Raw genomic sequence first — 22,372 nt, forward strand, 5'->3', positions numbered from 1 at the left:
TTTCATTTGTTTTGAAATTGTCCCACAGTTCCTTGAGAATCAAGCCAGTAGAGTTGCTTTGATTATAGATAAAGGTATAGTCAAGGGCGTCATTATGGTAACTTTTAGTAGTCAAATCTTGCTCCTCCCTCAAGCTATCTTCAATAATATCCAAAATCTCATCCTTTTCTACGCCAAAATTTTTCATCAGTTCATAGTCGTCGATAAATTTTCCATCAGGCAAAGAAAAGTTGTATGCAAAATAGCTTGGAGGATCATCATGCCAAGTATTGTAAATCTGAATCATTAGACTCAATACATGGTCATCTTGGTAAACTGAAAATGAAGAGTAGATGCCAATGTTTTCACCCTCAATCTTATCTTTGCCAGACTGGTAAATCTTTCTTAAATTTTCTGCAATTTCGTCTATCTCTTGGTTTGCCTTATTTGCATCCTTAGAGTCCAAAAGTATCCTAGGTAAATGAAGACCAAAGTCATCTCCCTTTGCAGAAGCTATTCCTTTTTCATCGACAAAGTCCTTCCAGACCTCCCTGTCCTCAACATAGGAAGACATAGAACCAATAATTGCCCCCTTAACCAGCTTTAAATCCTCTTTACCCTTAGAAGAAGTTTTCTTAGAATCTTCTCCAGAAGAATTTTTCTTATTATTAGCATTAGCCTCACTTGTATTACTTGTATTTTCCTTTGGCCCCTCTGCCGAAGTTTCTCCCTTCTGACATCCTGCAAGGAGGGCAAGAGCAAGTATCATAATAATAAAAATTTTAAAATTTCTTTTCATAGATATCCCTCACATAAATAATAAGTATCCCTTAACTTAATTATAGTACAGAAAGAAAGCTTCTGCATTTTATAGACTAGCGCCATGACTTTATGTAAATAAAATAGTCTATATAATCTTAACCCTTTGGAAGTCCAATCTTAAATTCGTCGTGCAATAGCCTTGTAATCATGGCAGCCATCTCTGCTCTGGATACTTTTTGCATTGGACTAAAGTTCATATTTACGTCCCCAACTGCAACTCCAGACCTGTATAAAAGCAAAATCTCTTCTGCAAAGGGTGTGCTTTCCTTGACATCAGATATGTCTGTAAGAGGCACATCGGGATTTATGAAGCCCTTCTTGTAAAAGTTGTCGCAGCGACCAAGCATGCCAGCAACCTCGCACCTCTTAGCTGCCCTATTCCAGTCCTCAGCCTTTTCAAGACTTATAGCGCCAGAGGCAACTTTGTCGTTATCGTAGATGCCATTTTCATAGCAGTAGCGCACATAAGGCATGTACCAGACCTCGCCCTTCACTTGCTTGATATCAGAACTTGATACCATTAACTTGGAGTGAACCTTGGCAGAGATGCAAGCAAGCTCTGCCATAGTCACCTTGCCAAGGGGATCAAAGACTGTCTTAGACTTGCCCTTCATTATCTTGTCGTAGTTTGCTATGTAAACATACCTAAGGTACCAAGACTCAGACTTGAGGTCCTTGAAACCAAGATCATCAATAAGCTCCTGATCAGTGACATCGCCAAAAATTAAGTCGCCTGGGTTATCGTAAGTGTCGTTAAACTCTGGATATTGGACATTGCCCACAAGTTCTGTAGCAAAAACCGCTGAAGAGAGAATAAAAATCATCATTATCATAGCCAAAGTCCCGGCAAAAGTTTTTCTCATAAATTTCATATAATTACCTCCTTAAAATTAATTAAAAGTCAAAGTTTATTCTTTTATAATAATTTTATATCAAGTCTACCTTTATCACATCACCCAAAAGGGTGATGTTTTATAAAAATTTTTAAATTTTTATAAAATTAGGAATAAAAAAACACCTTCAAGTTAGATGTTAAAATTAATATTAATTTGTGGAAAATTTGATTTTAAATGCTCACCAAAGATCTCTGTTTTATGTTTCTTACACAGTTTATTTTATTTCAAAAAAGGCCTATTATCTTTTTATTTGCTATTCATAAAACAAAAGAGTAGCATATAAGCTAGGAAGACTTAAATTCTTGTGCTTGACCTTAATTTCCAATTAACCAAGGAGCTATTTATGAATAAAAATAAATTTTTTCATATAAACTATTATGTGCTCATTAAAATAGGAATTATACTATTTTTAATTAGTCCCCTTAACTCTCTTTTAGCTATGTTTTTTCAGGGTCCAGCTTATCAGTGGCCTTTTCGAATTTTCTTCATTGTCCTTTCAATTATAGGCCTAATAGTAGGATTTCTTCTCTTTTGGTACTTGCTTTTCTCTACTTTATTCTACTTTTTGAAAAAGGATATAGAAAAAGCAAGATCCCATTTGGTCCACTTTTTAGCCTTGGCCTTATTGCCCCTTATCCCAATTTTGTTAAGTCTAATTTTTGAATTCAGACAAGCTGCTTTTCATTCCCTCCCTAAAATAGGAGACCTTTTTTATCCAGCCGGAGGAAAAGTCTACACAGAATTTTTGCCTTTTCTATTGGGAGAACTTAAAAAAATCCTCAGTCATCCATCCTATATCATTCCTTACGATTAATCTTTAAGGCAATAATTTAAAATAAGCAGAGAATAGAACTTGTTGTTCCCTTTTAACTTAAAATTAAGTTTAAAAAATTTACTAAAATTTCCTAAGAAATTGCGAAAAAATAGCAGCTACAAAGGTAGCTGTTACTTAAAATTACTTGCTTTTTCTTCTAATCCAAGGTATTACTCTATTTACTTCCTTTAAATATATTTCATATTCTTTTCCAAATTCATTTTTTAACCATTTTTCTTCTGTGTTTTTCATTAGTATTGTTAAGAAGGCCCAGAAAATAAAAGGCAGTATTAATAAAAAATAGTTTGCTGTAAGTAATAAAGAGCCTGTGAATATAAATATAAAGGCCGAATAAACAGGATTCCTTACAAAACTGTAGACCCCACTTGTTATCAACTTCTTCTCCTTAACTTTTTTATTTATTTTCTCCACTATAACTGCTTGTAGCCATAAATATATGCCGAAAAGGATTAAGAGTATTCCACTTATAATAAAAATTATTTTCCCTTTATTTAGTTCTCCTTGATATAGGTATCCTTTGAAATGAAGGCATAAGCCTACTATTGTAAGTATTAAACAAGTAAAGACATAAATAGGTCCAACTCCAAAAGCAGGCATTTTAAATTCTTGTGATTTCATTCTCTATCACCTGTGATAAAATAATCGCAACAATCTGCTCCCTTTGCTATTGTACCTTTTCTGTGAAGTACTCCATGTTGAAGACTTATCATCACATGGTCAAGATCACAAAAAAGGGGCATCAGTTCAAAGGCGCCAAGTTTCTTGGTGTAGGTACATATTGGGCAACGAGTAATTCTATAATAACACGCACCCTCATAGGGCTGACCTTCGAAGTCGACTTTAAAAGAAGTTGGATAGAGCTTTTCCTTTTCTGGGGTGTACCAATTGTAATACTTAATAATATTTTTCTTATTGGCTTTTTTCCCCATCTTAGTATTGAGATTAACCAAGGAAAAATACCATTTTACAGAATAAAGAGAGCGACGCATCATTTCCTGAATGGTCTCTGGCGGAATCTTCTTTTCGCTTGCTATGTATGGAGCGACAAAGGCAAGGGCGAAGATCTCATTGTATGCCATGGGATTGTCATCGCCAATATCATCTGCTTCTTCTATTAATTTTCCATAAGTTATTTTGCTTTTTTTCATTATTTCTCTTACATAGTCCTGTCCATAATTTTCCAGCAAAACTTTTTTCATAGGATGCTTAAATAAATTGAAATAAAAACTGTGATTTTTCATATTTTATGCCTTGCCTTTTTTTTATCTTATTTTTTAGCAATAACTACCATTTGTTTTTTTTGGTCTAAATGATATTGGCATGTAAATCCCAATTCTCTTAGCATTTTTGTCAAGTCCTCAGCTTTGTAAACTTCAAAATTTATAATATTCAATATTTTTTTTACATCTCTTCTTTCCTTTGACGACACTTCATTGCATATTAAAAACTGTCCCTCTTTTTTTAAGACGCGATAAATTTCTTTAAAACATTTTTCTATGTCATTCCAAAAGTAAATAGTTTCAAAAGCTGTGACAATATCTATGGATTCGTCTTCAAAGGGAAGGCTCTTTACATCTCCCACCAATATTTGACATCTTCCAGTCTTTATGGCTTTTTTATTTATTTTACTTGCCATTTTTACACTTGTCTCTGAGTGATCAAGACCATAAACTTTATCAGCTTTAGTTAAAAAATATTCTATGTTCCTACCACCACCGCAGCCCAAATCTAGGATAGTATGATTATTATCAATATTTATGTAAGACCTTCCCCACTTGGCTAGTTTTTCATGTCCTTTATTCATGCTTTTTAACATAAATCTGCCTCCAAAATTGTCTTTTGGCTTTCTAAAATTCTCAAAAAAACTCTTAAACATTTACTCCTCTCCTTGATACTAATTATCATCTGTATTATATCACCTTAGCTTCTATTAGATTTAAAATTTTTACTAGAGAGGAATATATTTAAAAAATTTAATGTTTAAATTTCTTCACAAATTATTTTGCACAAAAATAATGGCTTCTAAGATTTTTTAAAATCCTAAAAGCCATTAATTGTTACGCTTTTTAACTTTTATTATATTTTTTCATCAATGCTAAATTCTTCATGCAACTTGAATTGTCAGTATGGATAAATTTTATATTTTTTAAAAATAATGTCATTTATTTCAAAATACCTTGCCTAGTGAAAAATACATAAATATGTCTTAAGATGTTCAAGTCAAAGTTCACTATCAGTTGAAATCCGTCATACTTTAAGCGACTTTAAATATTCTTTTTCTTTCGGTGTAATGCGCCTACTTTCACGCGCCTTCTGTATTGTCTTATTGTGAGTCCACCTATCTAAGCGCTGATCTTCAATATATTTTATAGTCGCATCCCACTCTTTTGCCAAAGCAGTTGCAAAAAACCAGGCAATCATCATTTGAACATAATAGTCTTCACTTTTAACAGAAAGAGGTATCTCCAAATACTCAGGCTTAAAATCATCATCAAGGAAGTGAGACATTAACATCTCAATTCCAAAGCGGCAAGTATAGGTCTTTTCAGATGCGGACCATTCTTTAATTTTTTCCAAAAGTGCTTCTTTATTCTTCTTGAAAATCTTTGGAGACATAATATCGCAAACAGCCCAATTATCTACATAGGGCAGAAATTCATCAACTGCCACAATGCAGGCATCATAGTTTTTAATTTCAGAGATGATGAGTCCGTGAAGCATATTTTCATCATAGTATTTATGAGGCAGATCCTTTAGAAATTTAGATGTTTCTGGCTCCTCAATAACTTTTTTAGCAAGCTTTCTGAGCTCAGGAACTCTTACTCCTATAAAAAGGTGTCTTGGAATATTTGGTGTCAATTTCGCCTGAAAATCAGCGTATGAAATATCCTGCAATGCCAATAATTCTTCTTTGATATTCACTTCTTTCACTCTCCATACAATTCTAATTTGCCGTTCTACAATTGATCTTTGACATCGATACCACACACTCCGCCTTAGCTTTCACCAGTATATGCTTCCTACCCATTGGCATTTCTTTAGATAAGCATGACACGAGAGCTTTATTTTAACATCAACTTGTAGATTTCATAACTCTTATAATTTCTTTAGTTTATTAAAAAGTTTTGCTATTTTAAATCTTTAAGCGAAGCTTATTCACCTACTGTTTTATTTCCCATACCATTGTCACTGTATCTGCTAAGTCTATGTCATCTGGTTCTATATCAATGTCATAGGATGGTTCCAAGGCATATGATTTTCTCACTTCAAACTTATCAACTGGAGATGTTCTTATATCTATTTCTCCCCAAGAATAATCTATGGATTGCACTTCTCCTAAACTAACTCCTGCAGCTATTGCCATAATCTCTGCCTTTTCTCTGGAATTTTCTACCGCACGTTTAATGACTTCTTTTTTCACTGCGTCTTTATCCTTTACAGTGTAGTCAATTGAAAATTCAACCTTAACAGAACATAGGGACAGTTCGTAGAGGACACGACCCAGCATTTTATTATCCTTTGGAAATTGGATCTGTGTCCTATGGTAGAATTTGTAGCCAAGAAATCTTTTTTTATAATCGCCATTGTAATCTCTGTAGCTTTCGTATTCTGATTGGATCGAAAAATCTTTGGTCTTTAGAGCTTCGCCAGAGAGTCCAGACTTTTCTATGGCTTCTCTTAAAATCTTGGTCTTCTCCGCAGACTGTCTCACAGTTTCTTCGTAGTCTTTGTAAACTCCTTCAAAAATTATTCTTAGGCTAGTTGTGTCCGGCTTCACAGACACACTTCCACTTCCCGTTACTCTAATAGTTCTCATAGTTCCTCCTAAATTTTATATTTAATTCAAAAAGTTGAGTGGAAATAACAAGAATCCACTGACAGTATAATGCGATTCATCTCTGTCTACCCTGCCATAAGTCGCATAAAAATATAGTACCGCTTTATAGGAAGAGACAACTCCTTCCCATGAGTCAAATGGATTTAAAATTAACAAAGGGAGGATTAATAAAATAATTATCTTCTTCTTTCTATTTTTCCTTGGCAGAGCCATAATCTTTTCCATTTCGTGATACTATTAACCCTTGCCCACTATGGACTTGATTCAACCAAATAATTTGTGAATAGGTTTCCTTGTTAACCAAACTCTTCCCATCTAGAATGTTTTATTTATCCATCACTTCATCCGCTAACATTATAACACCGTCCTTCTCAAAAGTTCCTGTAAACAGCTTCTATTACATCTTCACTTTCCTTGATAGTTAAATCAAAAATACCTGTAGTTTTTTCAACAACTATCTCCTTCATGAGCTCTTTATGGATCTAAAATGTAAGCTTAGGATTTCCAAAAGTGAAGATTTCATATTCTATTTTTGATTATTTTGAAACAGTTTTTCTTAGAATTATATTAGTCTATAATTGGCACAGCTATTTTTTGATCGGCTCCTCTTTCTAAATGAATCGGAGTTGTTTGGAAGAAAAGTTTTTTTGACTTATTATTTGTTGCATTAAAAGTGGTGTCAATATAATAAGTCTCATCACCTATGATTACATAGTTCCAACGATGTTTCATGACATTACTACTGATGAATCCAACCTTTAAGCCTACTGCCTCTCCTAAGATCTGGAAAAGTTGAGAAAAAGCAACGCAGGTTCCCTTGTGACTTATAGCAGCAGCAAGAGCAGACCTGGATCTGTGATCTTTATCATAGCTAATATTCTCGGTAATGTAGGTGTTTAGAAATTCAGCCTTTTCTAAATCTGTTAAGCCTTTATCTAGCTTCCCCTTTATCTTTTCTTCCAGCTCCATTAATTCTTTAAAATCTTCTTTTTCTGCAAAAAATTGGACCAATAAGTCACATTCATAATAGTCGTCTTCAGGTCTTATATCCTCTACACGAACAACTAAAAGATTATTTAAGGTTGAACTACCTGGGATTATAAACTCTTTATCTATTCCATGTCTACCCTTAGTTTGTTCTAAAAAGTTTTTTAATTCTTCATTAATTTTTATAGTTATGGGCTTATAAGCTTCCTTATCTTTAGCTTCATAGAAAACTTTTTTGACAACCGACCCGAGTTCTTCTTTACTTGTTAAAATCTTACATTTTACCATTGTATTTTCCCTTTTTCTATATTAATCTTCTTAGCTGATATAAGATATAAGATTCTTTTAGAATCTTTAAATGTAGGTAATTCTTACACCATTCCAAAATACTTAAATGCATCTTCTATTGCTTTTTTCTTAAATTCTATTTCTCGTCATTTATCGTCACCTAATTCTAAATCTAAGTGGTCCCATGGATTTAGTTTAGATAATATGGCTATAGCCTCAGCCGTCGAATCTTGCCAATCAAAGCTCCCTTATTAGAAGCTTTTCTTGGAAAGTCTTGGCATGAGCCCCACCTATATCGCTACTTCGATTCTCTGTGCGAATCTCGTACCAATAGGGTTATGGCTTGAACATGGCGTGAATGGTCGTTACTTATAAAACTAAAGAAATTTTCAAAAGCCGTTATGTGGGAATATGTCCACTAATTGCTTAATTATAACTCTCTAGCAGATAGGCATTATAGCTATTAAAAAATAATTATTGCTTTATTCAAAAATCAACTTCTATTTCCATTCAAACTAATTTCATTTTTCTTAATTCTAAGGCTTAAGTCCTTAATATTTTTTTCTATTTTAGATATAATTTTCCTAAAAAACTCATCATCTTGACCTGTTGGATCTTCTAAATTCCAGTCCTCTGTATATTGATTTTCTACAATTGGACAGACTACATCACATCCCATAGTAATGGATATATCAATATCTGGCAGGTCAGAAATCAGCTTTGAATATTGAGTTTTCTCCATATCAATATTGTATATATCTTTCATTAATCTGACAGCATCTTGATTTATTTGGTTTTTTATTTGTGTTCCAGCTGAATAGGAGTCAAACACATCTGAAGCATATTTTTTCCCTAGGGCTTCTGCAATTTGGCTCCTACAGCTATTATGCACACATATAAATGCAACTTTTGGTTTTTTCATTTTAATTTACACCATTTTGTTCTAATAAATCTTTTACTTCATCCTTGTTTAAAACTTTACCATAGGATACAACTTTGCCGTTTATAACTAATGCCGGAGTAGACATAACTCCATAACTTGCGATTTGAGAAAAGTCTGTAATGTGGTCTATATCTTCTTCAACATTAAGTTCACCAAGTGCTTCCCTGGCTGATTTTTCTAAAGCAAGACATTTCGAGCAGCCAGAACCTAGTATCTTTATCCCCTTCTCTTTTTTCTTTTCTTCTGCTTTTTCTAAATTCTCTGACGGGTAATTTACATCACAACAACTTGTTTCTTTAACTTCCTTATTATTAACAGGTTGGCAATTACCTCCGCAAGTACAATCTTTATCTCTTTTTTCTTTCTTACCAAATAATCTCATTTTTTTCCTCCTTAATCCACACGATTGTTTTCACAAGAGCATATATTTTTTACTTTCTACTTAATACTTTCATTTTAAGTTGCCCATTAAATTAAAATAGGGCTAAAAATGTTAAATAAGTATCCTACAGCAATTATCCCAAAAGTACAAATTCCTATGAATAGAAATAAAAGCTTTGGTTTAACTGCTTTTTTTAACATAATCAGTGATGGTAGGCTTAGCGTTGTTACTGCCATCATAAAAGATAAGACAGTTCCTATTTGAGCGCCTTTTGACAATAGAGCTTCTGCTATTGGTATACTTCCAAAAATATCAGCATACATTGGTACTCCGACAATAGTTGCCAAAACCACTCCAAGTGGATTCTTGCTGCCTAAGATATTTTCTACCCAAGTTTGAGGAATCCAATTGTGTATCAATGCCCCTATGCCCACACCTACTAAAATATAAGGGAAAACTTTTTTAAAAGTGTCACTAACTTGAGTTTTAGAAAAATCAACCCTGTCTTTTAATGTTAAGCTTGGAGAGCTAATATCAACTTGACTTGCATTTTTTATAAAATCTTCTACATATCTTTCCATATGCATTTTTTCGATGAGGCTACCACCGATTACAGCAATAATTAGCCCGAAGATTACATATGCTAGAGCTATTTTGGCTCCAAAGATGCTCATAAGTAAAATAAGACTACCCAAATCAACCATTGGAGATGATATTAAAAATGAAAAACTCACTCCAATAGGCAACCCAGCACTTGTAAAGCCCATGAATATAGGGATTGAAGAGCATGAACAAAAAGGTGTTACTGTCCCTAGTAAAGCAGATATAATGTTTGCCCCTAATCCATCAAAACGTCCCAGAATTTTTTTACTTCTTTCAGGTGGAAAATAGCTTTGTATATAAGAAATTATAAAAATTAACACGCAAAGTAAGATTGTAATCTTTATAACATCATAGATGAAAAATTGTAAGCTTCCTCCAAGTTTTGAAGTCATATCAAGGCCAAGATTTGTTAATACTTCTCCTATCAATACATTGAGCCATTTCATTCCTAAAATTTGATCTTGAATAAAACTCCACATCTCTAACCTCCGTAAACTTTAGATTCCTTATTTTCTAAAAACCAGTGCTTTGTATTATTAGCAATATTTACTAAGAATAACATAACTGGTACTTCAGTAAGAACACCTACAGTACAAGCTAATGCAACTGGTGAATCTATCCCAAATATTGCTATTGCAACAGCTACAGATAATTCAAAGAAATTTGAAGCTCCAATCATGCCTGCTGGTGCAGCTATTTTAAAAGGTAAACCTACTTTTTTGCTCAACGTATACGCTATAGTAAAAATTAGGAATGTTTGAAGGGTAAGTGGAATAGCTATCAATAAAATATGAAATGGGTTTTCTAAAATTACATTTGCTTGTGAAGAAAATATAATTATTAGGGTCAATAGTAGTCCAACTGTTGTCATTCCATCAAATTTAATTAAAAATTGTTTTTCAAAATAATCCTTTCCTCTTTTATCAATTACTGTTTTCCTTGTGATGACACCTCCTAATAATGGAATAGCAACAAATAAAAACACACTAGTAAATAATGTGCTATATGGTACTACAACATTAGATACACCTAATAAAAACTTCACTATAGGTACAAAAGCAATTAAAATAATTAAATCATTTGTGGCTACTTGAACCACAGTGTAAGCAGGGTCACCCTTTGTAAGAGTCGACCACACAAAAACCATAGCAGTACATGGCGCAGCCCCGAGCAAAACAGCTCCAGCTAAATAATCATTGGCCAAATCATTAGGAATGATATTTTTAAATATAATAAAGAAAAACAAATAAGCTATTCCAAACATAGTAAATGGTTTTATTAGCCAATTAACAGCCCATGTTACAAATAGACCTTTTGGATTTTCTCTAACTTTTTTAATACTTTGAAAATCTACTTTCATCATCATTGGATAAATCATAATCCAAATTAATATTGCTATCGGCACAGATATACCTGCAATTTGCATTTTACCTAAAGCAGATGGGATTATAGGTATATATTTTCCTATAAGTACCCCTACAATCATGCAAAATAATACCCATAAAGTTAGGTATTTTTGAAATACATTAATCCCTTTATTCTTATTTTTTTCCATAGTTCTTCTCCCCTATTCTTATTTTTTCTATAGTTCTTCTAGCTCTTTTAGTATAGATACATTCAAATGTTTCTATGTGTAGTGCAGAAAAATTTACTTAGTCCTAGTGTGACAAATACATTCCTCTCCGCTATCAAATATTTCCTTTAAGTCGGATTGCATATCCTTCAGAATCTTCTTATTGGCAATGTAATATATGTTTTTTCCTTCTCTTCTGCTGATAACTAGATTTGCATCCTCTAATCTTTTCATATCATTAGACAGTGTTGGTTGTGTTATATCGAATTTCTCTAATATCTCACAAGCACAAAATTCATTACAAGATAACATATCTATAATTTCTAATCGTTTTGGATCACTTAAAACCTTTAATTTTTTTGATATCTCTATATATTTATTCTTCATGTAAACCTCCTTCATCTTTTCATATAAAATTATACAAATCATATAGAAAGTTGTCAATGTGTTTTTTTCTTTATCTCTTAAAATAATTTTTATTGTTCCCTTTTCACCATCTCAACTTATTTATATCTATAAAAGTGTATTATCGCTGTGCATTATCCCTAACTTTATTTTGTAAACTTTTTTCTATACTCTTTCTAGTATTATCATCATAAAGTAGAATTTAAAGCAAAAAATTAGGCCTTTAAGATTTATCCTAAAATCCTAAAAGCCATTGGTTTCAAAAGTCTTATAACCCATCATCTTATTTTCTTGACATCAATACTACAGTCTCAGCCGTCGAATCTTGCTAATCAAATCTCCCTTATTAGTCACTTTTCTTGGAGATTCTTGGCATGAGACCTACCTCTATCGCTACTTCGATTCTCTGCGCGAATCTCGTACCAATAGTGTTAGGGCTTCAACGTGGCTTGAGTGGTCAGTATGAATAAAATTTGGTATTTTCCAAACGCCTTGTATGTGGAAATAGGTCAATTAATTTTTTAATCTTTATCATACTAGCTACTTTAATTAATAAGCCTATTTTTATAAATGAAGAGGAAGTCCTGCTAAGGTTTCAGCAAGAACTCTCACACATGATTAAACTGCTGTCATTTGCATAGCAGTAAATTCGTTGACATTCCTACCTGCCGTTGTCCTCCCAAATAAAAAAGACGATGAAGATATCCTCTCCCCGTCATTAGGTTTGTCTCTCGACTTAAATATTAAATTTAAAATGTTTATAGCGCCATCTCCTAAAAGTAGTTATGAAAAAAGCACCTACTGGTGTAGACGCTAAAATCTATTTTTTTCTTTCTTCAATGAGCTTATTATACTCTTCTTCTAGTTTTTTTCTTTCCTCTTTAGGTATCTCCATTGCTAGTCTAGAACTTATGGAAGATATTCTAAAGTCAAGTAATAAAATATTTCTCTCCTTGCCATTTGTTGTTTTCTTATTTCTATTTTTGTATTGTGATAAATTACCTTTAAAATTTTTGATTCTTTTGTCTTCTATAATTAAAAGTGTATCTGCTAGGTTATTTATAAGCTCCTCATCATGGCTTACAAATATAAATGGTCTATCATAAGATTTCAATAGTTTTTCTAAACTTTCTATAGCATTTATATCTAAAAAGTTTGTCGGTTCATCAAAAATAAGATAGTTAAAACCAGAAGTTAATATTTTAGCCAATTTTACCTTGGCTTTTTCTCCATCACTTAAAATACTTACAATCTTGTGGACATCATTAGTCTTAAATCCTAATCTCGCAAGAACAATTCTTGTCATTGTTTCATCATATATAGATGTATTTAATACATTTGCTAGGATATCAGCATCTTCTTCTAAAATATCACTCATTTGACTAAAATAACCTATTTTAAGATTTGGATGCACCCATACATTTTCTTGATTGAGAATCATATTTACAAGGGTGGTTTTTCCACTTCCATTTTCTCCTATAAGAGCTGTTTTTGAATTATTTTTTATTTGAAAGTTGGATTTTTCAAATAAAATCTTATTTCCAAACTCTTTATTTAGCTTTTCTCCTCTTATCAAGATTTTTGAGTGAAGTTGTTTATTATCTGGAATGGATAGTTGTATTTCTGTTTCTTCTTTAGGTTTTTCTTTTACTTCTAGTTGATCTATTCTGGATTCTACAGATTTTACTTGTTTATCTAGTTTTTTCTTGTTTTCTTGACCGCCCATCTTATGGAGCCTTGCTTCTGAGTTTCCCATCCTTTTAGGCGTGGTTCTTACTTTTGATGATTGTTCTTTTATATTGCTAGCTAAATTTTCAAGTCTTCTTTTTTCTTTTATAAAATTTGAATACTCTTTTTCTTTAAACTTAAGTCTTTTCTCTCTTTCTTCAAGATAGAATTTGTAGTCTCCATTATATTCTTCAATTCTTCCGTTCTTTAATTCTAAAATCTTTTTACAAGTTTTATTTATGAAATCGCGATCATGGGAAATTAGAAGATATCCAACTTTTCTTGAATTTAGCTTTCCTATAAGTTCTTCCTTTTGCTTTAAGTCTAAGTGAGATGTAGGCTCGTCGATTAATAGAAATTTAAAACTATCTGATAATAGGTCTGTTAGCTTTAATCTTTGCTCTTCGCCTGGACTATAGTTGTCATTAGCCCTTAACTGTGATTTAGAGTAGACTTCATCAGAAAAGTATTTGACTTTACTGTTATAATTTAATAAATAACCCAGTTCTCTATTCACTCTTACTTGACCAGTATAGTCTTTATCTAAGCCTAATATTATTCTTAAAAGAGTAGTTTTACCCGTTCCATTCTCACCTATTAAAGCTATCTTTTCATTTTTATTTATTGATAAACTATCAATTTCAAATAGCTTTCTATCTGGTAAAGTTTTTATTAAGTTTTGTATATATATCATAAATCCTCCTATGTTTTTGTGAGAGGATTTCTTTTCCTCTCTTTTCAATTCTTAATAATATTTAAATTAATCATTTTTCTTTACCTCCTGAAACTATTATATACAAGTATCTATCCTAATAAATAATATTACACACATATATATAAGACCTTACAAAAATTTATAGTTGCTGAGATTACACTATAATTTTTCCATCCTTTTTAATAATGATTTACGATGCTTAAAAAAATATATAATTGTTCAAAACAACAAATCTAAAAATCTATAATTTTTTGAATAAATTCTCTAGCACTGTTTAGCTTTTTATCTTCATTAAGATTTCCTCTTTCCAAAATAGAATAAACCCAATCTTTTTTATTTTTTTCATTAGACTTATCAAAGCTCTCAAGCTCACCTACTGGCACAATAAATAATCCTTTTTTATAAAAAATCTTTTCAATATCTAGATAAGCACTATAAGACTCCCCTTTTAACACAGAATATCCATTATTTTTAATAAATTTTCGTAATTCACCATTATTAGAATTTATACAATCATAAATTTTATTCAATCCAGTTTCAATTTCTTCAAATTTAATATCAAATGATTTACAAAGTTGATTTAGCTGTCTTTTATCATCAATAATATCAAAATCTGGAATTGCTATCACTGGAACATTTAGAGCTCTTAGAGCTGACACCACATCTTTCATCCTTGCCTTTCCACCGCAGTGTGTGAACATAATATCTAGAGTAGAAATATGTGTGTTTTCCAAAATAGAATCAAGCATTGCTTTATAAAATAAACAATCATAATCACTTTCACAAACTACTACTTTTTTATGAAATAAACCATCAAATATATTAGAATATCGAAGTATTGGATTTCTCCATAGTTCTTGTATTTCTTGATTGTTAAGACAAAATATGTTATTAGCGCAATTATTTCTGTTTATACGTATTACATTTGTATCCGAATTATTGGCATCTAATAATCCATTAATTACTTCAGCACTATGTGTTGAAATAAATAATTGACGATTATTTATTTCATGTCCACCAAACATTTTACCTATTATTCTAGCTTGCGGTGGATGTAAAAACGCTTCAGGTTCATCTATTAGTGTAATAGGAAAGTCTGAGGTAAATGCGTCAAGAATTATACTAGCAAAACTACGCATACCATCGCCTTGAGAGTCAAGCAGTGGAAGACTATTAACCATTCTATAGTATATAGATTCTCCATCCCTTCCTCCTTCCCATTTAGGACGCTTTCCTACATGTAAAGCAACATGAATACCACATCTTCTATTTACAATTAATTCTTGATTAAAGCTTTCATAAAATAAATTGGAAATTTTATCTTCAAGTTCATTACTATTATATAATTGATTTAAGGCATTAATTTTCTCATAATGGTTCTGACCATACAATTGTTTTGTCTTTGAAGATATTAATCTCTCCTCTGTATCTAAACGACTCACAAACATTCTATACAAATAATACAAATTTTTACTATCCCAGCTATCTTTAAGTTGATTGTAGGGGAGTGAAGAATTTTCAAGATAATAATAACCTTTCTCGTCTATACTTATCCTCCCCTTAAAAAAACTTTGATCCAAATCGCCTTTAAATTCCAAATTAAGTTTATTTACAACTATAGTATCAGAATTACTATCCTGGATTAAAGCTTCTATATCTCGTAGTATTTGACTTTTCCCACAATTATTTGCTCCTGTAAAAATGACTATACTATTCGGATTTAAATCAAGTTTTGTACCATCTTTAAAATCAATAGACTTAATATAAATTGATGGCCTTTCTTTTTTATCATTTTTATTTATCCACATTATTAATTCTCCACATTCTTAAGTTTTTATGAGTTTTAATTTCTAAATCTCTAACTAATCAATAAATATTATATAAAACTTTGATTCGTTTTAATATACAGCAAGTACATAATTAATATATCAATATATCTTTCTATAAAATTTGAAATCTTTAACTAAATATTAGATGTATATTAGATTATAAGAACAGTTTTTATTAAAAATTCACATGTAAATAATTTCCTTTCTTTTTCTAAAATTTCTTTTCTTATAATTTAGACATTTATTTGTAAAATATAATTTTATTTTTTTACAAGAAGAGCCACTGATTCTGAGTGAGCTGTATTTGGGAAGAGATTTACTAATGCTACTTTTTCTACCCTATATACTTCTTTTAGGGATTTTAAGTCGCGCGCTTGGGTTGCTGGGTTGCAGGAGATATAGACTAGTCTTTCTACTGGGTTTTCCTTTAAGAAGTCTACTAATTTTTCGTCTAGTCCCTTTCTAGGTGGGTCAACAATTATTTTATTTGGAGAAATTTTTTCTTCTTCCCAAAGTTTTTCTATGACTTCTTCTGCCGCTCCTTTTACAAATCTTGCCTGAATCTTATTATTTTCTGCATTTATTCTTGCGTCATCTACGGCACTATCTACTATTTCTATTCCTATTACTTGAGCTCCACTTTTGGCTACAGACAGGGATATTGAGCCAACTCCACAATATAAGTCATAAATTTTATCCTCTGCCTTTGGCTCTAAGTACTCAATTGCTTTTTGATATAATTTTTCTGTCGCCAACCTATTTATTTGGAAAAAGGATTCTGGTGAAATTTTATAATTTATGTCCAATAATTTTTCTTCGATAAAGTCCTCGCCATAAATTTTCTCAAATTCCCTGGAGTAATGAAATTTATCTCCTCCATTGTAATTTAAATAAATTGATTTTACTCCAGCATCAATTAAATCAGGAAGGACATCCTTTATTTCCACTTCTCCATCTCTTGTTACAAGGATTAAAAGGACCTCGCCCTTGTAATTCGTTCTAATGCCAATTCGCTTTAGGTCCTTTAGTTTTTTGTATCGCCACATTATTTGTAAGACTTCATTGGCCTTATCTCTTTGCATTAGGCATTTTTTTATGGCAACTATGTCCTTGGAATTTTTGCCATAAAGTCCAATTACGCCATCTCGCACTTGGAACTGCATATTATTTCTGTAGTGAGTTTTTTCTGGTGAGTCAAGAACTTCATCAACCTTATTATCGAGACCTGCAATCTTTTCTAAATTCTTATTTGTGTCATCTTCCTTCCACTTTAACTCCATGTCATCAGAATAATTTAGAAAGTCGCAACCTCCACAATCTTTAAAATAAGGACAGGAGCTCTTCACTCTGTCCTTAGATTTTTTTATTGTATTTATAATTTTTCCCTTGCAAAAATTTTTCTTTTTCTTGGTAATTAGAAATTCTACTTGGTCTCCAATGACTCCGCCATCTAAAAATACTGGCAGTCCGTCGACTTTTGTCATGCCGAGCCCCTTGAAGTCAAAGTCAATTATTTCTCTTGTAAATTTATTTTCTTCCATGTCTCAACTCGATTTTTGTATCGTAAATATTTATGCTTCTATTTTTATAAAGATGTCCCACAGCTCTCTTGTAAGCTTTTTTGCTTAGTCCTGTCAAATCCTTTATGATTTCTGGGTCTGACTTGTCGCCAATTTCAAGAACGCCACCATTGTCTTCAAGTAGTTCTAAAATTAAGTCAGCATCGGCATCTATTTGCTTATAAGCCTTTTCTCTTAAAGTCAAAGTTATAAAGCCTGTTTGCAAAATTCTTTGCACTCTGGCTTCAACTTCGTCGCCAATTTTATAAATTCCCTTGATTTCTTCGGCAGGAATCATTCCATCATACTTGTTATCAATGGCAACAAAGGCACCAGGTCTTCCCATGCTATAAATTGTTCCCTTGACTATGTCATTGACCTTGTATTTGTCATTTACTAAAAGTTTGTCCTTTATATTCATGGTAAGGGCAAGCCTATCGCTCTTGTCGTGGTAGAGGTACAAAAGATATTCTTCACCTACAGTAAGCCTTCCGTAACTTTCTTTGAAGGGTAAGAAAATGTCCTTGCCAATTCCATTGTCCACAAAGTAACCAACCTTTGCCTTGTCAACAATTTTTAGTTTTTTTAAGTCGCCAACTTGTGCATAGGGTCTCTTTAAAGTTGCTTCAAATTCTTCGTGAATATTGTAGACAAAGGCTTCAACTTCGTCACCAACCTTTAAATCCTCTCCCTCGCCTTTTGCAAGAGCAACCTTATTATTTTCATCGTCTGCTAAGAAAACTTTCTTGCCATTTTTTGATTCTACTCTTAATTTTTGTATTTTTCCTAATTCCATGCCTTCTCCTCTATTATTTCTTTTCCAATTTCTGTAGTCTTTTCGTATAAATCGTCTATTATCCCATAATCTATATTTTTCAAAACATCTATGCCGTAATAAATAAAGGCAGGATGCTTTAATAAATTCAAAAATATTTCGTAAGCCCTTCTAACTTCTTGAAGATTGTAGTACTTTGTAAGGAGCATTCCAAATTTTACACACTCCTCAACTTGTGAATCCCGCATAAGTAAAATTGAAAGCCCAACTAATTTTGCTTCGTCAAATTCAATTTTTTGTAGCAAAAAGGTCAAAAAATTTCTCTCTGCTTCCACTGCCCTGTGGTCTTTAAAAAAATCTTCAAATTCATCTATGGCTTGGCTATCTCTCAAATAATAATCATCAACGGCCTTATTTATCTCTCTTGTCTTAATATGATTTATTAGCCTTTCGCCCTTTGCAAGAGAAAGTTCGTAGCTTCCATTGGATAAATTAAAATCTTTTATTTCCTTTAATTTTTCTAAATCAAAATTATTTTCCCAAAGAATTTTATAAATTGATTTTTTCTTTTTGAATCTCTTAAATAACTTCATGTCTCTATTTTATCACAAGAGCCTGCTTTTTTATATTAGCAAAAAAATAAGAGCCTAAGCCCTTATTAATCCTCGTCTTTATCGTCATTATCTTTTGTATTTTCAGTTCCTGTTCCCACTACAATAACTTTGTCCTTGGGAAGGTAATAGGATTTTGAAATTTCTTTTTTGTCTACCACTTCGCCATTTTTTATTATTTCCTTATAAGTTTTGTAGGAGTAACCCCTTGCTCCACTTTCTCTAACAGTTGATTCTCCTTCAGGCAAAGCGTCTGAATAAATTGTGTTAACACCTGGACTAACTGTGCCTAGAAGTTCTGGCACAATTTTTATTTCATAATCTCTGTCGCTTCCATAACCCAAAACTTTGAAGTTTAATTTTTCTCCATTTGCTTCAGCTAAAATTAAAATTGGATTATTAGTATTGTTTTTAAATTTCAAATCCTTATAACCTCTGGCAACCGCAGCATCTGTGCCAAGGTCCACATAATGAATAGGTCTTGAGTGATTGTGCCTTTCTGTAATTTCTAAATCAGATAAAACTAGAGAGTTGTAAAGAGTTGTTGAAACTTGACAAATTCCTCCGCCAATTCCATTTTCATATTCTCCACCAACTATTACTGTTGCATTTTTAAAGCCAGTTTTTTCTGAAATTTCTCCCACAACATCATTAAAGGAAATTTCATCGCCTGGATTTAATTTCATATTGTTAAACTTTGATGCAGCAAGCCTTATGTTTTCCTTACGGTTTTTTACAGAAGATGAATAATCTGTCTCAAAGTCTGCTAATTTTTTGTCGATTCCTTCATAATAATTAGAATAAATTTTTGGCTCAGTCTTATAAACTGGAAGTTCGATTTTTTCCTCATGCAAAATATCTAAATTAATTAATTCCTTCGCCTCATTCATATCCATATATCTTCCAATTTCCGAATCTTTTATGGTTACACTGCCATCAGCATTTATAAGAGGTTGAGCATCTAGGGGCCTTTTATAAATTTTTCTGCCAACATTTAAAATTACTTCTTCCCTCTTAGAATTATTTATATCGGCCTTTGCTATAAAATTCTTTTTAAAAATATATCCCTTGATTATGTCTATGTAATTGTAAAATAAATTGTCAGACCTACCATAAGAATAGGCTTTATTTACAGCATCTTCCAAGTTTAACTTGTAGCCAAAGTCCCTTAAGGGCACTGGCACAGTAATGTCTTCATAAGTAAAGTTAACTACTTTATTTTTTATCATTTCGTCTGTAATAGCCTTAACTTCCTTTAATGCATCTTCCTTTGATAAACTTGAAACATCAATATCTTCGATCCTTACGCCTCTATGCATATATGGATTGGTGTATTCTTCAGTAAAATACATTACAGAAATAAAAATCAGCATCAAAATAAGTGAAAGAGTTATTAAAATTTTTTTATTAACATTTAAAATTTTGTTGCCTAAATTTTCCATAAAATTAAACCTCGTAATATCTGCAAATTTTACTTATAGTGCAGCTCTCGCATCTTGGATTTCTTGCAGTGCAGCATCTTCTGCCGTGAAAAATAAATAAATGATGAGCCTTTGTCCACCTGCTCTTGTCGATTTTATTTTGAAGTGCCCTTTCTGTATCTAATACATTTTTTTCGTGGACGAAACCAATTCTATTGCTCACCCTAAAAACATGGGTGTCAACTGCAATGGCAGGCACTCCAAAGGCAGTAGACGCCACTACATTGGCTGTCTTTTTGCCAACTCCAGGAAGCTTTAATAATTCAGAAATTGTATTTGGAACTTCACCATTATAATCTTCCAAGATTACACTAGAGCTTGCCTTAATATTTTTTGCCTTATTTCTAAAAAGTCCACATTCCTTAATTAGTCCCTCTAATTTTTTTATATCCATATGGGCAAAGTCTTCTGGTCTCTTATATTTTTTAAAGATCTCAGAAGTAACTTTGTTTACTCTCACATCAGTACATTGTGCAGATAAAATTGTTGCCACTAAAAGCTCGAAGGGACTGTTGTGCTCAAGTTCACAGTGGGCATCTGGGTAAGTTTCCTCTAGTATATCGAGGCATAAATCTGCCTCTTCATGAGTTAAAATATCCTTCATATTCTCCTCTATAAAATTTCTTTTTCTATATTCATAATTTCAATTTCGCTGTATGTGTTAAAAAATTGTATTACTCTTTCTATAGTTTCATCTACAACTTTTTTCTCATTGGAAACTGTGGTAAAGCCAATAAGGCTCCTTTGCCACTTGTCATTTTCTCCAACTTCAGCAATTGATATATTAAATCTATTTTTTGACTTCTCGATAATACTTTTTACAATAGACCTCTTTGACTTAAGAGAGTTTGCATCATAAATAAATATTTCGCAAGTGCATATTCCTATTATCATATTTAAAATTATAACATAAGAAACCTTATAATGTAGCCTTCCTTATAAAATTATTAAAGTTCAAATATTTTATAAAAATCCATGTAAAACACAAAAAATGCACCTCAAAGGGTGCACCTCTTAAATAAATTTTTTAAAGTTTAAATTGTCTTTATTTTAAAATTTCTCTTAGATCTTTATTATTTATTTGTCTTATTTTATTTATCTCTTTTCTACTAACATATCCTTCAATTATTTTTTTCTCTTCAAGAGTCTCTCCAATTATCTCAGGAATTTTTCCTGGCTCAGTCCCCTTGCACTTAAAAGTCAAAAAACAAAAGGCGGCTACTTCTGTTTCACCTGTCATGGGCGCTTCTTTGGTAAACTTGGTAAAAACTTCAACAGAAGAATTGCCCACTCCAGAAATAAATGTGGTTGCAGTTAAAAAGTCTCCTTGATTTATTGGCTTTAAAAAAGTCAAATTGTCGCAAGAAATTGTTGCAACTCTTCCCCTAGTGTGTCTTATGGCGCAAGTTCCTGAACTGTGGTCAGCAATTTCAAAGAGCCTTGGTCCATACATGGTACCACCAGTGTTTAAATCTGTTGGCATTACTCCATAAGTGAAGATGACCTTTGACTCAGAAACTTTTTTTGTCTTAGTATAGGTATTTTGCAACTTCAGCACCTAATCTCGCATTATTTTTTACAAGGGCAATATTTGCTTCAAGAGATTTACCTTCAGTAACTTCAAGAACTTTTGAAAGTAAGAAAGGAGTTGTTTCTTTGCCGTGAATTCCCTTTTCTTCTGCTTCAACTAAAGCTTTTTCTATTGCAGTATTAATCTTTTCTTCATCCATTGAATCACTTTCAGGAATTGGATTTGTAAGAAGGATTCCACCTTGAAGTCCTAATTCCCATTGAGCCTTTGCTGCTTCTGCTGCTTCCTTTGGATTTTTTATATTGTAGTCAACCTTAAATTCGCTTTTTCTTGTAAAGAAGGCTGGCATATAATCTGTTTGATAGCCAAATACTGGCACACCCTTAGTTTCAAGATATTCAAGAGTAAGTCCAATGTCAAGAATTGACTTGCAACCTGCACAAACAATCATAATGTCATTTGCTGCTAATTCTTCAAGGTCTCTTGATATGTCAAAAGTTACTTCAGCATGTCTGTGAACGCCACCGAGTCCTCCAGTTACGAAGATCTTTATTCCGGCAAGTCTTGATGCAATAATTGTTGATGCAACTGT

General features: G+C 32.2%; 23 protein-coding genes and 1 pseudogene. 1 reads left to right on the top strand and 23 read right to left on the bottom strand.

What is annotated here, in order from left to right:
- Positions 1 to 778: pseudogene (locus Q0U74_RS06110) on the bottom strand (hypothetical protein); the annotation flags it as partial.
- Positions 779 to 896: 118 nt separating this feature from the next.
- The gene (locus Q0U74_RS06115) at positions 897 to 1,673 is read right to left on the bottom strand and encodes an S-layer homology domain-containing protein (protein WP_297393338.1); all 777 of its coding nucleotides are present in this window, start codon (positions 1,671 to 1,673) and stop codon (positions 897 to 899) included.
- A 367-nt stretch (positions 1,674 to 2,040) separates the two neighbouring features.
- Here Q0U74_RS06115 and Q0U74_RS06120 point away from each other — a divergent pair, with 367 nt between their 5' ends.
- A complete protein-coding gene (locus tag Q0U74_RS06120; protein WP_297393340.1) occupies positions 2,041 to 2,511 on the top strand; it encodes a hypothetical protein in 471 nt (156 codons plus the stop codon).
- A gap of 141 nt (positions 2,512 to 2,652) precedes the next feature.
- On the opposite strand, the gene Q0U74_RS06125 is transcribed toward Q0U74_RS06120, so the two are convergent.
- From Q0U74_RS06125 to Q0U74_RS06225, 21 genes are all read right to left on the bottom strand, one after another.
- Positions 2,653 to 3,150, bottom strand: a complete 498-nt coding sequence (locus Q0U74_RS06125; RefSeq protein ID WP_297393341.1) for an isoprenylcysteine carboxylmethyltransferase family protein — start codon at positions 3,148 to 3,150, stop codon at positions 2,653 to 2,655.
- On the bottom strand, positions 3,147 to 3,773 hold the full coding sequence (locus tag Q0U74_RS06130; RefSeq protein WP_297393342.1) for an L-2-amino-thiazoline-4-carboxylic acid hydrolase: 627 nt from the start codon (positions 3,771 to 3,773) through the stop codon (positions 3,147 to 3,149). Before Q0U74_RS06130 ends, Q0U74_RS06125 begins: the two co-directional genes overlap by 4 nt.
- 26 nt (positions 3,774 to 3,799) lie before the next feature.
- The gene (locus Q0U74_RS06135; protein WP_297393343.1) at positions 3,800 to 4,408 is read right to left on the bottom strand and encodes a class I SAM-dependent methyltransferase; all 609 of its coding nucleotides are present in this window, start codon (positions 4,406 to 4,408) and stop codon (positions 3,800 to 3,802) included.
- 371 nt (positions 4,409 to 4,779) lie between these two features.
- Positions 4,780 to 5,454, bottom strand: coding sequence for a DNA alkylation repair protein (locus Q0U74_RS06140; protein WP_367178322.1), 675 nt, complete (start codon positions 5,452 to 5,454; stop codon positions 4,780 to 4,782).
- Between the two features lie 238 nt (positions 5,455 to 5,692).
- Entirely contained in the window at positions 5,693 to 6,349 is a 657-nt protein-coding gene (locus tag Q0U74_RS06145) for an SIMPL domain-containing protein (RefSeq protein ID WP_297393345.1), read from the bottom strand.
- Positions 6,350 to 6,937: 588 nt separating this feature from the next.
- Complete coding sequence (locus Q0U74_RS06150; RefSeq protein WP_297393346.1) at positions 6,938 to 7,645, bottom strand: transglutaminase domain-containing protein; 708 nt, start codon at positions 7,643 to 7,645, stop codon at positions 6,938 to 6,940.
- Between the two features lie 493 nt (positions 7,646 to 8,138).
- The gene (locus tag Q0U74_RS06155) at positions 8,139 to 8,567 is read right to left on the bottom strand and encodes an arsenate reductase ArsC (protein ID WP_297393347.1); all 429 of its coding nucleotides are present in this window, start codon (positions 8,565 to 8,567) and stop codon (positions 8,139 to 8,141) included.
- A gap of 1 nt (position 8,568) precedes the next feature.
- The gene (locus Q0U74_RS06160) at positions 8,569 to 8,970 is read right to left on the bottom strand and encodes a thioredoxin family protein (protein ID WP_297393348.1); all 402 of its coding nucleotides are present in this window, start codon (positions 8,968 to 8,970) and stop codon (positions 8,569 to 8,571) included.
- A gap of 86 nt (positions 8,971 to 9,056) precedes the next feature.
- Entirely contained in the window at positions 9,057 to 10,052 is a 996-nt protein-coding gene (locus tag Q0U74_RS06165; RefSeq protein ID WP_297393349.1) for a permease, read from the bottom strand.
- Positions 10,053 to 10,054: 2 nt separating this feature from the next.
- Entirely contained in the window at positions 10,055 to 11,128 is a 1,074-nt protein-coding gene (gene arsB, locus Q0U74_RS06170; RefSeq protein ID WP_297393350.1) for an ACR3 family arsenite efflux transporter, read from the bottom strand.
- A gap of 93 nt (positions 11,129 to 11,221) precedes the next feature.
- Positions 11,222 to 11,533 carry a metalloregulator ArsR/SmtB family transcription factor gene (locus Q0U74_RS06175; RefSeq protein ID WP_019124343.1) on the bottom strand — a complete coding sequence of 104 codons (312 nt, stop codon included), beginning with the start codon at positions 11,531 to 11,533 and terminating at the stop codon, positions 11,222 to 11,224.
- An 838-nt stretch (positions 11,534 to 12,371) separates the two neighbouring features.
- Positions 12,372 to 13,973, bottom strand: a complete 1,602-nt coding sequence (abc-f, locus tag Q0U74_RS06180; RefSeq protein ID WP_297393352.1) for a ribosomal protection-like ABC-F family protein — start codon at positions 13,971 to 13,973, stop codon at positions 12,372 to 12,374.
- A gap of 254 nt (positions 13,974 to 14,227) precedes the next feature.
- A complete protein-coding gene (locus tag Q0U74_RS06185) occupies positions 14,228 to 15,802 on the bottom strand; it encodes an ATP-dependent endonuclease (protein ID WP_297393354.1) in 1,575 nt (524 codons plus the stop codon).
- A gap of 281 nt (positions 15,803 to 16,083) precedes the next feature.
- Complete coding sequence (gene rlmD, locus Q0U74_RS06190) at positions 16,084 to 17,364, bottom strand: 23S rRNA (uracil(1939)-C(5))-methyltransferase RlmD (RefSeq protein ID WP_297393356.1); 1,281 nt, start codon at positions 17,362 to 17,364, stop codon at positions 16,084 to 16,086.
- Positions 17,351 to 18,178 (bottom strand): S1 RNA-binding domain-containing protein, encoded by an 828-nt coding sequence (locus Q0U74_RS06195; RefSeq protein ID WP_297393358.1) that lies wholly within the window; start codon positions 18,176 to 18,178, stop codon positions 17,351 to 17,353. The genes rlmD and Q0U74_RS06195 overlap by 14 nt, the downstream gene beginning before the upstream one ends.
- The gene (locus tag Q0U74_RS06200; RefSeq protein ID WP_297393360.1) at positions 18,169 to 18,750 is read right to left on the bottom strand and encodes a hypothetical protein; all 582 of its coding nucleotides are present in this window, start codon (positions 18,748 to 18,750) and stop codon (positions 18,169 to 18,171) included. The genes Q0U74_RS06195 and Q0U74_RS06200 overlap by 10 nt, the downstream gene beginning before the upstream one ends.
- A gap of 65 nt (positions 18,751 to 18,815) precedes the next feature.
- A complete protein-coding gene (locus tag Q0U74_RS06205; protein WP_297393362.1) occupies positions 18,816 to 20,210 on the bottom strand; it encodes a VanW family protein in 1,395 nt (464 codons plus the stop codon).
- Positions 20,211 to 20,214: 4 nt separating this feature from the next.
- Positions 20,215 to 20,853 (bottom strand): endonuclease III, encoded by a 639-nt coding sequence (gene nth / locus Q0U74_RS06210; RefSeq protein ID WP_297393364.1) that lies wholly within the window; start codon positions 20,851 to 20,853, stop codon positions 20,215 to 20,217.
- A gap of 8 nt (positions 20,854 to 20,861) precedes the next feature.
- Positions 20,862 to 21,143 carry a DUF503 domain-containing protein gene (locus tag Q0U74_RS06215; RefSeq protein WP_297393366.1) on the bottom strand — a complete coding sequence of 94 codons (282 nt, stop codon included), beginning with the start codon at positions 21,141 to 21,143 and terminating at the stop codon, positions 20,862 to 20,864.
- A 151-nt stretch (positions 21,144 to 21,294) separates the two neighbouring features.
- A complete protein-coding gene (locus Q0U74_RS06220; protein WP_297393368.1) occupies positions 21,295 to 21,798 on the bottom strand; it encodes an acyl-CoA thioesterase in 504 nt (167 codons plus the stop codon).
- Positions 21,779 to 22,372: pseudouridine-5'-phosphate glycosidase (locus Q0U74_RS06225; RefSeq protein ID WP_297393370.1), on the bottom strand; the 594-nt coding region annotated here is incomplete at its 5' end. The genes Q0U74_RS06225 and Q0U74_RS06220, both read right to left, overlap by 20 nt.

The sequence above is a fragment of the uncultured Peptoniphilus sp. genome, assembly GCF_946998875.1.
Classification (GTDB): domain Bacteria; phylum Bacillota; class Clostridia; order Tissierellales; family Peptoniphilaceae; genus Peptoniphilus_A.

Excerpts from the sequence above, each read along its gene's own strand:
- Q0U74_RS06155 (WP_297393347.1), bottom strand. The coding sequence starts at position 8,567 with ATGAAAAAACCAAAAGTTGCATTTATATGTGTGCATAATAGCTGTAGG.
- Q0U74_RS06200 (WP_297393360.1), bottom strand. The coding sequence starts at position 18,750 with ATGAAGTTATTTAAGAGATTCAAAAAGAAAAAATCAATTTATAAAATT.
- Q0U74_RS06125 (WP_297393341.1), bottom strand. The coding sequence starts at position 3,150 with ATGAAATCACAAGAATTTAAAATGCCTGCTTTTGGAGTTGGACCTATT.
- nth (WP_297393364.1), bottom strand. The coding sequence starts at position 20,853 with ATGAAGGATATTTTAACTCATGAAGAGGCAGATTTATGCCTCGATATA.
- arsB (WP_297393350.1), bottom strand. The coding sequence starts at position 11,128 with ATGGAAAAAAATAAGAATAAAGGGATTAATGTATTTCAAAAATACCTA.
- Q0U74_RS06215 (WP_297393366.1), bottom strand. The coding sequence starts at position 21,143 with ATGATAATAGGAATATGCACTTGCGAAATATTTATTTATGATGCAAAC.
- Q0U74_RS06120 (WP_297393340.1), top strand. The coding sequence starts at position 2,041 with ATGAATAAAAATAAATTTTTTCATATAAACTATTATGTGCTCATTAAA.
- rlmD (WP_297393356.1), bottom strand. The coding sequence starts at position 17,364 with ATGGAAGAAAATAAATTTACAAGAGAAATAATTGACTTTGACTTCAAG.
- Q0U74_RS06145 (WP_297393345.1), bottom strand. The coding sequence starts at position 6,349 with ATGAGAACTATTAGAGTAACGGGAAGTGGAAGTGTGTCTGTGAAGCCG.
- abc-f (WP_297393352.1), bottom strand. The coding sequence starts at position 13,973 with ATGATATATATACAAAACTTAATAAAAACTTTACCAGATAGAAAGCTA.
- Q0U74_RS06165 (WP_297393349.1), bottom strand. The coding sequence starts at position 10,052 with ATGTGGAGTTTTATTCAAGATCAAATTTTAGGAATGAAATGGCTCAAT.
- Q0U74_RS06150 (WP_297393346.1), bottom strand. The coding sequence starts at position 7,645 with ATGGTAAAATGTAAGATTTTAACAAGTAAAGAAGAACTCGGGTCGGTT.
- Q0U74_RS06160 (WP_297393348.1), bottom strand. The coding sequence starts at position 8,970 with ATGAGATTATTTGGTAAGAAAGAAAAAAGAGATAAAGATTGTACTTGC.
- Q0U74_RS06175 (WP_019124343.1), bottom strand. The coding sequence starts at position 11,533 with ATGAAGAATAAATATATAGAGATATCAAAAAAATTAAAGGTTTTAAGT.
- Q0U74_RS06130 (WP_297393342.1), bottom strand. The coding sequence starts at position 3,773 with ATGAAAAATCACAGTTTTTATTTCAATTTATTTAAGCATCCTATGAAA.
- Q0U74_RS06185 (WP_297393354.1), bottom strand. The coding sequence starts at position 15,802 with ATGTGGATAAATAAAAATGATAAAAAAGAAAGGCCATCAATTTATATT.
- Q0U74_RS06195 (WP_297393358.1), bottom strand. The coding sequence starts at position 18,178 with ATGGAATTAGGAAAAATACAAAAATTAAGAGTAGAATCAAAAAATGGC.
- Q0U74_RS06135 (WP_297393343.1), bottom strand. The coding sequence starts at position 4,408 with ATGTTTAAGAGTTTTTTTGAGAATTTTAGAAAGCCAAAAGACAATTTT.
- Q0U74_RS06205 (WP_297393362.1), bottom strand. The coding sequence starts at position 20,210 with ATGGAAAATTTAGGCAACAAAATTTTAAATGTTAATAAAAAAATTTTA.
- Q0U74_RS06115 (WP_297393338.1), bottom strand. The coding sequence starts at position 1,673 with ATGAAATTTATGAGAAAAACTTTTGCCGGGACTTTGGCTATGATAATG.